Annotated in this window: 12 protein-coding genes; 9 read left to right on the forward strand and 3 right to left on the reverse strand. The window is 61.9% G+C overall.

Features of this window, described 5'->3' with window-relative positions; genetic code table 11:
* Positions 1-9 precede the first annotated feature (9 nt).
* The 9 genes from ACEOAC_RS23430 to ACEOAC_RS23470 all read left to right on the forward strand — a co-directional run bounded on the left by ACEOAC_RS23430 (position 10) and on the right by ACEOAC_RS23470 (position 7,774).
* Positions 10-657 (forward strand): hypothetical protein, encoded by a 648-nt coding sequence (locus ACEOAC_RS23430; RefSeq protein ID WP_077235899.1) that lies wholly within the window; start codon positions 10-12, stop codon positions 655-657.
* Positions 657-1,178: a TlpA family protein disulfide reductase gene (locus tag ACEOAC_RS23435; protein ID WP_241812483.1), complete on the forward strand. Its 522-nt coding sequence runs from the start codon at positions 657-659 to the stop codon at positions 1,176-1,178. Before ACEOAC_RS23430 ends, ACEOAC_RS23435 begins: the two co-directional genes overlap by 1 nt.
* A 122-nt stretch (positions 1,179-1,300) precedes the next feature.
* Positions 1,301-1,738: a type II 3-dehydroquinate dehydratase gene (gene aroQ, locus ACEOAC_RS23440; protein ID WP_102663863.1), complete on the forward strand. Its 438-nt coding sequence runs from the start codon at positions 1,301-1,303 to the stop codon at positions 1,736-1,738.
* 124 nt (positions 1,739-1,862) lie between these two features.
* Complete coding sequence (gene accB / locus ACEOAC_RS23445; protein WP_413628606.1) at positions 1,863-2,333, forward strand: acetyl-CoA carboxylase biotin carboxyl carrier protein; 471 nt, start codon at positions 1,863-1,865, stop codon at positions 2,331-2,333.
* A gap of 103 nt (positions 2,334-2,436) precedes the next feature.
* Positions 2,437-3,816, forward strand: coding sequence for an acetyl-CoA carboxylase biotin carboxylase subunit (gene accC / locus ACEOAC_RS23450; protein ID WP_006463606.1), 1,380 nt, complete (start codon positions 2,437-2,439; stop codon positions 3,814-3,816).
* 80 nt (positions 3,817-3,896) lie between these two features.
* A complete protein-coding gene (gene prmA, locus ACEOAC_RS23455; RefSeq protein ID WP_413445650.1) occupies positions 3,897-4,811 on the forward strand; it encodes a 50S ribosomal protein L11 methyltransferase in 915 nt (304 codons plus the stop codon).
* 3 nt (positions 4,812-4,814) lie between these two features.
* Positions 4,815-6,089 carry a DUF3426 domain-containing protein gene (locus tag ACEOAC_RS23460; RefSeq protein WP_413628607.1) on the forward strand — a complete coding sequence of 425 codons (1,275 nt, stop codon included), beginning with the start codon at positions 4,815-4,817 and terminating at the stop codon, positions 6,087-6,089.
* 102 nt (positions 6,090-6,191) lie between these two features.
* Positions 6,192-7,127 (forward strand): carbohydrate kinase family protein, encoded by a 936-nt coding sequence (locus ACEOAC_RS23465; RefSeq protein ID WP_077235773.1) that lies wholly within the window; start codon positions 6,192-6,194, stop codon positions 7,125-7,127.
* A gap of 59 nt (positions 7,128-7,186) precedes the next feature.
* Entirely contained in the window at positions 7,187-7,774 is a 588-nt protein-coding gene (locus tag ACEOAC_RS23470) for a peroxiredoxin (RefSeq protein WP_413443696.1), read from the forward strand.
* Between the two features lie 113 nt (positions 7,775-7,887).
* Here the strand turns inward: ACEOAC_RS23470 and ACEOAC_RS23475 are convergent, their stop codons facing one another.
* The 3 genes from ACEOAC_RS23475 to ACEOAC_RS23485 form a co-directional block, all read right to left on the reverse strand.
* Positions 7,888-8,427 carry a YggT family protein gene (locus ACEOAC_RS23475; protein ID WP_006463601.1) on the reverse strand — a complete coding sequence of 180 codons (540 nt, stop codon included), beginning with the start codon at positions 8,425-8,427 and terminating at the stop codon, positions 7,888-7,890.
* 248 nt (positions 8,428-8,675) lie between these two features.
* Positions 8,676-9,491: a histone H1-like repetitive region-containing protein gene (locus ACEOAC_RS23480; protein WP_413628608.1), complete on the reverse strand. Its 816-nt coding sequence runs from the start codon at positions 9,489-9,491 to the stop codon at positions 8,676-8,678.
* Between the two features lie 503 nt (positions 9,492-9,994).
* Complete coding sequence (locus ACEOAC_RS23485; RefSeq protein WP_006713240.1) at positions 9,995-11,170, reverse strand: ribonucleotide-diphosphate reductase subunit beta; 1,176 nt, start codon at positions 11,168-11,170, stop codon at positions 9,995-9,997.
* Between the last annotated feature and the right edge of the window lie 194 nt (positions 11,171-11,364).

The raw sequence follows: 11,364 nt of genomic DNA on the forward strand, positions 1-11,364 counted from the left end.
ACGAGTATCATGGCGGCCATGTCCGAATTCGAATTCACCTCCCCCACCGAGCAACTGCGCGCCGAGATTGCCGCCGCCGCCGCCCGCATGATTGCCGAGGACGGCGCCGACTATGGCAGCGCCAAGCGCAAGGCCGCCCGCCAGATCCTGGGCAACCAGAAGGCCAGGGGCGAGATCATGCCCGATAACGAGCAGATCGAAGAAGAAGTGCGCATCTACAATGAACTCTTCTTTGCCGACACCCAGCCGGCGCGCCTCTTGCACCTGCGCCGGGTAGCGCTGCAGTTGATGCAGGATCTGCAACATTTCAATCCTTACATCACCGGCGCAGTCTGGAATGGCACCGCAGGTGAACATTCGGACATCCACCTGCAGCTGTTCTCGCCCAGCGCCAAGGATGTGGAGATCTTCCTGCTCAACAAGAATGTGAACTTCGAGGTCGGCGAGACCGCGCACTTCCGCACCGGTCAGGCGGTCGAGACCCTGAGTTTCCTGCTGCCCCAGCGCGGCGCCGATCCGGAACTGGCGCACCTGGCCCTGTACGACGAAGATGATCTGCGCGGCAGCCTGCGCGTGGCGCCCGGAAAACGTGCCGACCGGGGCGACGCCGCCGCCCTGGCGCAACTGATCGAGACCACTTCAGAAGAAGACGTGTGATGAAGAAACTGAAAAATGTGATCCTGTTGGCCGTCGTTGCCGTGATTTGCGTGGGTGTAGGCATCTATGCCAGCCATCGCGCCCACCCCGCTGACTCACCCGAGACGCTGGCGCTGAATCAGCTGCTGTCGCAATCCATGCCGGATGCCGCCGGCCAGCCCCAGTCGCTGGCGCAGTACAAGGGCCGACCACTGGTGGTCAACTTCTGGGCCACCTGGTGCGGCCCCTGCGTGGAGGAAATGCCCGAGCTGACAGCCTTGCAGCAGGAAATCGCGCCGGTGCAAATTCTGGGAATTGGCGTGGATAGTCAGGAAAATATCGCCAAGTTTGCGCAAAAGTACCAAATCCGCTATCCTCTCTTTGTTGCCGGAACCGGCGCCACCGATTTGCTGCGGCAATTCGGCAATCAGGCAGGCGGTCTCCCCTTCACCGCTCTGGTGGGCAAGGACGGCAAAGTCAAGAAGGTCTACCTGGGTCGCATCAAGTTCGATGAACTGCGTGCCGACCTCTCCAAGCTCTGATAGAGCAACGCTGGCGCAAATGCATGCGCGACTGCAAATCCGTGAAAAGAAAGTTTTTCTTGCCAAATGATGCCATTTGACGGCAAAATGCGCGCATCGTCGTCAAACGGAGCTTAATCTCCATGGCAAAACAGCTTCTCCTGCTCAATGGCCCGAACCTGAATCTGCTCGGGACCCGGGAGCCGGAAGTCTACGGATCCACCACGCTGGCTGATATCGAGCAGCGCGCGCAAGACCAGGCCCGGGCCGCCGGTGCGACCCTGGTCGCGTTCCAGAGCAACCATGAAGGTGCGCTGATCGATCGCATCCATCAGGCCCGCCACGAAGGGGTGGACGGCATCATCATCAACCCGGGTGGACTGACCCATACCAGCGTGGCGCTGCGCGATGCGCTGGCCGGGGTGGCGATTCCCTTCATCGAGGTGCATATCTCCAATATCCACCAGCGTGAGCAGTTCCGGCATTTTTCCTACCTGTCCGGCATTGCCCGGGCAGTCCTGTGCGGCTTCGGTGTCGACGGCTATCGCATGGCCGTCGACCATTGGCTGCGTCAATCCTGACGGCGGGCCCGCCCCGTCCCGAACGGATCGTTTCACGTACTGCAAGACCTTGACTGAACCTGCCGGCCGCGACAGAGCGCTGGCGCTTCTCTAATACTACTTATCTACATTCCGAGGGATTCAAATGGATTTACGAAAACTCAAGACGCTGATCGACCTGGTTGCTGAATCGGCGATCGAAGAGCTGGAAGTCACCGAAGGCGAAAGCAAGGTCAGGATCGTCAAGTCGTCCCCGAATGCGCAGAACCAGGTGGTAATGGTGCCGCAACAGCAGGCCTATGCCCCGGCCGCTGTCCCCGTGGCAGCCGCTCCGGTGGCCGCCGCTGCGCCGGCCGCGCCGGCCGCAGCTGCCGTGCCGGAAGGTCATATCGTCAAGTCGCCCATGGTCGGCACGTTCTACCGCTCCTCGGCACCGGGCGCTCCGGCCTTCGTGGAAGTGGGCAAGGAAGTCAAGGAAGGCGACACCCTGTGCATCATCGAAGCCATGAAGCTGCTCAACGAGATCGACGCCGACAAGGGTGGCGTGGTCAAGCAGATCCTGGTGGAAAACGGCCAGGCGGTCGAGTTCGGCCAGCCGCTGTTCGTGCTGGGCTGATCGCATTCAGTCCCTGGCCTGGTCGGCAGGGTCGGTGGTCCTTACGGATACGGCCCTCCTCCGGAACCTATAACGCTTGAACTGGCGACGTCCCATTCCTGTTATGTTTGAAAAAATCCTCATCGCCAACCGTGGCGAAATTGCCCTGCGCATCCAGCGCGCCTGCCGCGAATTGGGTATCAAGACCGTGGTCGTGCACTCCGAGGCCGACCGCGAAGCCAAGTACGTAAAGCTGGCCGATGAGTCGGTCTGCATCGGCCCGGCCCCTTCCGCGCTGTCCTACCTGAACATGCCGGCCATCATCAGCGCGGCTGAAGTGACCGATGCCCAGGCGATCCACCCGGGTTATGGCTTCCTGTCGGAAAACGCCGATTTCGCCGAGCGCGTGGAACAGTCCGGCTTCGTCTTCATCGGCCCGCGCGCGGAAAACATCCGCATGATGGGTGACAAGGTCTCGGCCAAGCAGGCCATGATCCGCGCCGGCGTGCCCTGCGTGCCCGGTTCGGAAGGCGCGCTGCCGGACAACCCCAAGGAAATCGTCCAGATTGCCCGCAAGATCGGCTATCCGGTCATCATCAAGGCCGCTGGCGGCGGCGGTGGTCGCGGCATGCGTGTGGTGCATACGGAAGCGGCGCTGATCAATGCCGTGACCATGACCAAGACCGAAGCCGGTGCCGCCTTTGGCAATCCGGAAGTCTATATGGAGAAGTATCTGGAAAATCCGCGTCACGTGGAAATCCAGATCCTGGCCGACGAGCACAAGCAAGCCATCTGGCTGGGCGAGCGCGACTGCTCCATGCAGCGCCGCCACCAGAAGGTGATCGAGGAAGCACCGGCACCGGGCATCCCGCGCAAGATCATCGAGAAGATCGGCGAACGCTGCGCCGAAGCCTGCCGCAAGATGAACTACCGGGGCGCCGGCACCTTCGAATTCCTGTACGAAAACGAAGAGTTCTACTTCATCGAGATGAACACCCGCGTGCAGGTCGAGCACCCGGTCACCGAGATGATCACCGGCGTGGACATCGTGCAGGAGCAGATCCGCATCGCCGCAGGCGAGAAGCTGCGTTACCGCCAGCGCGACATCGAGCTGAAGGGCCACGCCATCGAGTGCCGCATCAATGCCGAGGACCCGTTCAAGTTCATCCCCTCGCCGGGCCGCATCACTTCCTGGCACGTACCGGGTGGTCCTGGCATCCGCGTCGATTCGCATGCCTACTCCGGCTATTTCGTGCCGCCCAACTATGATTCCATGGTCGGCAAGGTGATCGCCTACGGCGCCACCCGCGAACAGGCCATCCGTCGCATGCAGATCGCCCTGTCGGAAATGGTGGTGGAAGGCATTTCGACCAATATCCCGCTGCACCGCGAGCTGATGGTCGATGCCCGTTTCTTCGAAGGCGGAACCAATATCCATTATCTGGAACATAAGTTGTCGGAGCGTCCGACGGCGCCGGATGCGGAAAAGTCGCTGAAGAAGTAAGCACGCTCCAATCGCAACAACAAGCAACAAGCAACAACGCGCAACATCATGCAACATCACGCAACAGCAAAGGCAGGCATATGGCTTGGGTAGAAATCGTCATCGAAGTGGCGCGGGAAGAGGCGGAGGCACTGTCCGACGCCTTGATGGAATCTGGCGCCCTGTCGGTGTCGGTGGAAGATGCGGACGAAGGGACGGACGCCGAGCGTCCGCTCTTCGGCGAACCCGGCATGGAGCCGGAGGAAGCCGCCTGGGACCGCAGCCGCGTGGTAGCGTTGGCCGGCAAGGATGCCGACCACGCCGCCATCGTAACCGATGCGGCCAAGGCCATCGGCCTGGACTACGCCCTGCCCTTTGCGACGCGTAACGTGGAAGAGCAGGACTGGGTGCGCCTGACGCAATCCCAGTTCGAGCCCATCCACATCGGCCAGCGTATCTGGGTCGTGCCGAGCTGGCACGAAGCGCCGGCCGATCCCGATGCCCTGGTGCTGGAACTGGACCCCGGTCTGGCCTTCGGCACTGGCAGCCATCCGACCACCCGGCTGTGCATGGAATGGCTGGAAAGCAATGCCGCCGGTGCCCGCACCCTGCTGGACTACGGTTGTGGCTCGGGCATCCTCGCGCTGGTCGCGGCCAAGATCGGCGTCCCCCAGGTCATTGGCGTGGACATCGACCCGCAGGCGCTGGAAGCCGCCCACCACAATACCGAACGCAATCACTGCAGCGCGACCTACTATCTGCCAGAACCCTTCGCCCAGGCCTACCCGGAAGGTGAAAAGTTCGACGTCGTGGTCGCCAATATCCTGGCCGGCCCGCTGCAACTGATGGCGCCCATGCTGGCTGGCCGCGTGCGTGCCGGCGGGTCCCTGGTGCTGTCGGGCGTGCTGGCGCGCCAGGCCACGGAGGTCATCGCCGCCTATGCACCCTACATCACCCTCTCGGTATGGGCGGAGCATGAAGGCTGGGTGGCGCTGGCAGGCCGCCTGCCGGAGTAATCCATGGCGTTGGCGACCCAGTGTCCGCACTGCCTGACCATCTTCAGGGTCGCCAGCGACCAGCTCAAGCTGCGTAACGGACTGGTACGCTGCGGCAGTTGCCGCGAAGTCTTCAACGGCAATGAATTCCTGGTCGAGCCCAGCATCGCCGACGGTCATTACCAGCCGGTGCCGGGCAGCAAGGCCCAGGCCGGCGCACTCCCTGCAGCGAGCACTGCATCGGCAGCACCTGCCATCACAGCCAGGCGCAACCCGCCCTCGGCCTCCCCCTCTTTTCAGCCCCAGCCCGACCCGCTACCCGAGGTCAGGCTGCCGGTGGCACCTGCTGCATCAGAAGCAGCACCACCGATGGCGGAGACCCCAGCGACACCGGCAACTCCGGCGCCCCCGACCACGGCCGCCATTCCGCTGATCGCGGAACCCAAGGTGTTCCGCTCCCCCGCCAGCCCGGGCTATATCCCCGATCTCGGCGCGCCCCTGAAGCTGTCCCAGCCTGAGGACAACGACAAACCCGATCAGACCGGGCCTGCCGCGGACGAAGACCTCGATACCGGCGCCCTGCTACGTCGCTCCTCCGACCCGGCCGAAGACCTGGCGGCACCGCCCGAGGTCGCGGCCGTCTTCAGGATCGACAATGAAACGCCGCCAGCATCGGCAGATGTCACTCACGACGTCGAGTCCGCGCCGATCGAGCGCGAAGAGAGCCTGGAAAACCAGGATCACGCTGCCGTTGATGAGCAGCAGGCGGCCGACGAGCCCGGTTTCGTCAAGCGTGCCGAGCGCAAGGCGCGCGTCGGCCATGCGATGAAGATGCTGATGATGGTGCTGGCCGGCGTGATGGTGCCGGTGCTGCTGCTGCAATCGCTCTATTACTGGCGCAATCCGCTGGCGGCCTCGGTGCCGGTGCTGCGCCCCATGCTCAATGGCATGTGCGTCGCCTTGCATTGCACGGTGGGATTACCGGCCGAAATCGACCGGCTCTCGCTGGAATCCAATGAATTGCAGGTGGTACCGCCCAACCAGAACGTCTATGCGCTGTCCATCGTGATGCGCAATCGCAGCACCAGCGCCCAGGCCTGGCCGCACATCGAACTCACCCTCAACAACGATGACGAGAAGGCCGTGGTGCGAAAGGTCTTCCGTCCACGCGACTATCTCGCCGATGCCGGCCTGATCGACAGCGGCCTGGCCGCTGACAGCGAGCGCCAGATCAAGCTCAACTTCGAGCTCAAGGATGCGCTGGTGTCGGGGTATCGCATCTACCTGTTCTATCCCTGATCCGGCCCTGTCTCCGGCCTGTCCTTGCACCGTGAGGTGCTGCCTGCGTGCCGCTTTTCTTCTACAATGCGGCATCATTCACTTTTCCCGGCGGCCATCTCCATGAGCTCACTCATCTGCGGTTCTCTCGCTTACGACAACATCATGCAATACGAGGGCCGCTTTGCCGAAGCACTGCTGGCCGACCAGTTGCACAAGGTCAACGTATCCTTCCTGGTTCCGACCATGCGTCGCGAATTCGGCGGTTGCGCCGGCAACATCGCCTACAACCTGAAGCTGCTGGGTGGCGAGCCCATCGTAATGGCTACCGTCGGCCTGGACAGCGCACCCTATATGGAACGCTTCGCGGCACTGGATATCTCCACCCGCTGCGTGCGCCAGATCGAGGACTCGTTCACCGCGCAATGCTTCATCACCACCGATGCCGACAGCAACCAGATCACCGCTTTCCACCCGGGCGCGATGACCTGGTCGCATGAGAACAAGGTCGCCGATGCCGGCCCGGTCAAGTTCGCCATCGTGGCGCCGGATGGTCGCGACGGCATGCTGCAGCACGCACAGCAGGCGGCTGAACTCGGCATCCCGCTGATCTTCGATCCGGGCCAGGGCATGCCCATGTTCGACGGCAATGACCTGAAGAACTTCATCGACCTGGCCACCTATGTCGCCGTGAACGACTACGAAGCCGAGCTGCTGACGGCCCGTACCGGGCTGACGCTGACGCAGATCGCCGAACGGACCAAGGCCCTGGTGGTCACCCGCGGCGAACTGGGCGCGGAAATCTTCGTAGCTGGCCAGAAGTTCGATATCCCCTGCGTACCGGCTGACCGCATCGCCGACCCCACCGGCTGTGGCGACGCTTTCCGCGCCGGCATGCTGTACGGTCTGACCGAAGGCTATGACTGGGAAACCACCGGTCGCCTGGCCAGCCTGATGGGTTCGATCAAGATCGCGTCGCAAGGTCCGCAGAACCATGCACCCACGCGTGCCGAGATCGAAGAGCGCTTCCACAAGGCTTTCGGTTACCGCTTCGGTTGAGACCGGAACGCACGTCGCCTCTGCACAGGCCATTCGCAAGACAGACCAGGAGATCGATCATGCCAGACCATTCATCCTCGCCGCGCCAGGTACGTCTCTTCCTGCGAAGCCTGATTGCCGGCGGCGCGCTGCTGGCGGCAACGCTGGCTTCACCGCTGGCGCTGGCGGCACTCAAACCCGGCGACAAGGCCCCCGAGTTTTCGGCGCCGGCCTCGCTGGGTGGACAGGTCTCGACCTTCTCGCTCTCGGCCGCGCTCAAGAAGGGCCCGGTGGTGCTGTATTTCTACCCGGCGGCCTTCACCTCGGGTTGCACCATCGAAGCCCACCTCTTCGCCGAGGCAGTGGATCGCTACAAGACATTGGGGGCGACGGTGATTGGCGTGTCCGGTGACGATATCGAGACCCTCAACAAGTTCTCGGTCAGCGAATGCCGCAGCAAATTCGCCGTGGCGGCCGATGTCGACAAGAAGATCATGAAGGCCTATGACGCGCAGTTCATGAAGGTGACCGGTTATGCCAGCCGCACGTCCTACGTGATCACACCCGACCATGCCATCCTCTACGAATACACCGACATGAATCCGGAGAAGCACGTGGAAAACACGATGCAGGCACTGCAGCAGTGGGCGAACCGGCAGAAACGCTGACCGGGGCATGACCGTGCCCGCCGTGTCTTCGATAGCCCGGCGCAGCGCTCCAAAACAGAAGAGCCGGACACGTCCGGCTCTTTTTTCGTCCTAGCGATGATCAACGAGGATCGTCAGACCGCCCCGAACAACAGGCCGCTGACCACCCGCACGGCGATCTGCAGCAGGATCAGCAGCACCAGCGGCGACAGATCCACGCCACCCAGTGGCGGGATGATACGGCGCAGCGGGCGCAGCAGTGGTTCGTTGAGCGCGCGCACGAAGGGCGCCAACGGCGCATAGGGATTGACCCAGCTGAAGATGGCTTCGATGATCAGCGTGGCCATGAAGCCATAGCAGATCCATTCGAAGAAGCGCTCCAGCGCGATGAGCAGGATGAGCTTGAAATCAAAATTGGTCTGCAGTCCGAGGATGGCGATGATGGACAGCAGCACGATGATGAAGGCGCCCAGCAGGGATGCCCAGTCATAGGTCCCGCCCGGCAGCACCCGGCGCAGGGGGCGTACCAGCCAGTCCGAGAGCTGGTAGACGAACTGGCCCACCGATTGCGGCGGACGCACGCGCACGACCTGCATCCAGAAACGCAGCAGCATGACACCGGCCAGGATGCTGGCAACGGCATTGACGATCATCGTGAAAATACTATGCAGCACAGGGTTCTCCATCAGTGAGAGGCAGGGCACATACTAGAGTGCATGCGACATCGGTGCAATCCTCACGCCATGCACCGAAGCAGAGGTGGGAGCAGAGGCGGGCATGCACGATCCTTCATATATTGTGCCATCCCTCGTGATTGCCAGAGCCTTGCGGCCCGCAATGCGGGTATAAAAAAACCGCTGCATGGCGGCATGCCATACAGCGGCTTTTCGTCTGAAGGACTCAGACGGGACGCGCGCCGATCTTACGGACGGCCAGCGCCGGTCGGGAACGGCCATGCGGCGGCCGGGTTCAGCACGGTCTTGGCGGCCGGTGCTGCAGCTGCCGGCTTGGCGGCTGCCTTCTTCGGAGCGGCGGCCTTCTTGGGGGCTGCCTTCGGTGCGGCTGCCTTCGGTGCTGCAACCTTCTTCGCTGCTGCCTTCGGAGCTGCAACCTTCTTGGCTGCTGCCTTCGGAGCGGCGACCTTCTTGGCGGCAGCCTTCGGAGCTGCGACCTTCTTGGCTGCTGCCTTTGGAGCTGCAACCTTCTTGGCGGCTGCCTTCGGAGCTGCAACCTTCTTGGCTGCTGCCTTCGGTGCTGCTGCCTTCTTGGCGGCTGCCTTCGGTGCTGCTGCCTTCTTGGCTGCTGCCTTCGGAGCTGCAACCTTCTTGGCGGCAGCCTTCGGAGCTGCGACCTTCTTGGCTGCTGCCTTTGGAGCTGCAACCTTCTTGGCGGCTGCCTTCGGAGCTGCAACCTTCTTGGCTGCTGCCTTCGGTGCTGCTGCCTTCTTGGCGGCTGCCTTCGGTGCTGCAACCTTCTTGGCTGCTGCCTTCGGAGCTGCAACCTTCTTGGCTGCTGCCTTCGGAGCGGCGACCTTCTTGGCGGCTGCCTTCGGAGCTGCAACCTTCTTCGCTGCTGCCTTCGGAGCGGCTGCCTTCTTGGCAGCGGCCGGCTTGGCGGCGGCCTTCGCTACGGTCTTCTTGGCAGTAGCCGCGACGACCTTCTTGGTGGTTTCCTTAGCGGCTGCTGCCTTCTTTGCCGCCGGCTTCTTGGCCGCGGGCTTCTTTGCTGCTGTTGCCATTTTGTTTCTCCTTCTTCACGTGAATGGAAAAAATCAAGCTTGATATAAGCAACCCGCAAGCGACATCGCGATGACGCGGGCGGGTTATTCATCGGCACAAGCAGCCTGTCGCTTGCGCTAATGAATTCGGCACCAGCTGAACTGCTGCATCCCCTCACCTATGCAGCGCTTCAGCTATCTTGGCGACGCCCCTCCGGTAGTGCCCGCGCAATGGCGCAGGATGAAGTCGACTACGGGAGCAGGCGCGACACCAAAAAAAACGCCAGCGTGTTCAAACGCTAGCGTCGGAATCGCGTTCCTGAAAAACTTCGGCGTTTTTCAAAGGAAAAGCCGCCTGACCCGACACGATGGGGTTAAGCGGCGATAACAGAGAAGAATGGTTCGGTCTCTGACTGTTCATTAATTTGGCGTATGCCTTTCAGTTTCAGCGGCCGGGTATCTTGCAAGCTACCCGACCACCGTTGTGCATCCTGTCTCGCGGAAGAGTACTTCGAGACTGCACGTCATTCCCAACTCAGCGCGCCCCCGGTTTGGTATTCGATGACTCGGGTCTCGAAGAAGTTGCGCTCCTTCTTCAGATCAATCATCTCGCTCATCCACGGGAACGGATTTTCTTCTTGTGCGAACAGCGGGTCCAATCCGATTTGCTGTGCGCGGCGGTTTGCGATGAATCGCAGGTAGCCCTTGAACATGGTGGCGTTCAACCCGAGCACGCCTCGCGGCATTGTATCCTCTGCGTAACGATATTCCAACTCCACCGCGCGTAAAAACAACGATTTGATCTCTTCGCGGAATTCAGGAGTCCACAGGTGCGGGTTCTCCATCTTCACGGTGTTGATCAGGTCGATGCCGAAGTTGCAGTGCATCGATTCGTCACGCAGGATGTACTGGTACTGTTCGGCCGCGCCCATCATCTTGTTCTGACGACCCAGCGCGAGGATCTGCGTGAAGCCGACGTAGAAGAACAGACCTTCCATGATGCAGGCGAAGACGATCAGCGACTTCAGCAGCTTCTGGTCATTCTCCATAGTGCCGGTCTTGAACTCGGGATCGGTCAGCGTATCGATGAAGGGGATGAGGAACTCGTCCTTGTCGCGGATCGACGCGACCTCGTGATAGGCATTGAAGATCTCGGCTTCATCCAGGCCCAGCGACTCGACGATGTACTGGTAGGCGTGAGTGTGGATGGCTTCCTCGAAGGCCTGGCGCAGCAGGTACTGGCGGCACTCGGGTGCAGTGATGTGGCGATAGGTGCCCAGCACGATGTTGTTGGCGGCCAGCGAGTCGGCGGTGACGAAGAAGCCCAGGTTGCGCTTGACCAGACGACGCTCGTCCTCGGTCAGGCCGTTCGGATTCTTCCACAGCTCGATGTCGCGCTGCATGTTGATTTCCTGCGGCATCCAGTGGTTGGCGCAGCCGGCCAGGTATTTGTCCCAGGCCCACTTGTACTTGAAGGGGACCAGCTGGTTGACGTCGGTGTGGCCGTTGATGATGCGCTTGTCGGCAGCGTTGACGCGACGGGTGGTATCGACCGCGTCGGCCTTGCCGGCCATGAGCGCCGGGTTCAGTGCAGCATTGGACTGCTGCACGTTGCCGAAGGCAGGTTGCAACTGCGGCTGTGCCATGTTCGGAGTGCGCGGCGCCTGGGTCGGCTTGGCTTCATCATCCCAAGAAAGCATCTGTGGTTCCTCTTTACTGTGTCGGGAGCTGCCGGCCGGTGACACTGGCACGGCGGAGTTCCGGGTATCTATCAGGTGACAACGGCGCATCCGGTGAAGTTCACCGCGATGCGCCGACTAGGTTGGGTGGGGCTGGGGGACAGTGTAGCTGCCGGCATCTCGGACGACCTTGATCATCCTCATCGGCAGGCCAT

The organism is Herbaspirillum frisingense (assembly GCF_047325095.1).
Lineage (GTDB): Bacteria > Pseudomonadota > Gammaproteobacteria > Burkholderiales > Burkholderiaceae_D > Herbaspirillum > Herbaspirillum frisingense.

Coding starts and splice junctions, on each gene's coding strand:
- ACEOAC_RS23430 (WP_077235899.1), top strand. CDS start 10: ATGGCGGCCATGTCCGAATTCGAATTCACCTCCCCCACCGAGCAACTG.
- ACEOAC_RS23435 (WP_241812483.1), top strand. CDS start 657: ATGAAGAAACTGAAAAATGTGATCCTGTTGGCCGTCGTTGCCGTGATT.
- aroQ (WP_102663863.1), top strand. CDS start 1,301: ATGGCAAAACAGCTTCTCCTGCTCAATGGCCCGAACCTGAATCTGCTC.
- accB (WP_413628606.1), top strand. CDS start 1,863: ATGGATTTACGAAAACTCAAGACGCTGATCGACCTGGTTGCTGAATCG.
- accC (WP_006463606.1), top strand. CDS start 2,437: ATGTTTGAAAAAATCCTCATCGCCAACCGTGGCGAAATTGCCCTGCGC.
- prmA (WP_413445650.1), top strand. CDS start 3,897: ATGGCTTGGGTAGAAATCGTCATCGAAGTGGCGCGGGAAGAGGCGGAG.
- ACEOAC_RS23460 (WP_413628607.1), top strand. CDS start 4,815: ATGGCGTTGGCGACCCAGTGTCCGCACTGCCTGACCATCTTCAGGGTC.
- ACEOAC_RS23465 (WP_077235773.1), top strand. CDS start 6,192: ATGAGCTCACTCATCTGCGGTTCTCTCGCTTACGACAACATCATGCAA.
- ACEOAC_RS23470 (WP_413443696.1), top strand. CDS start 7,187: ATGCCAGACCATTCATCCTCGCCGCGCCAGGTACGTCTCTTCCTGCGA.
- ACEOAC_RS23480 (WP_413628608.1), bottom strand. CDS start 9,491: ATGGCAACAGCAGCAAAGAAGCCCGCGGCCAAGAAGCCGGCGGCAAAG.
- ACEOAC_RS23485 (WP_006713240.1), bottom strand. CDS start 11,170: ATGCTTTCTTGGGATGATGAAGCCAAGCCGACCCAGGCGCCGCGCACT.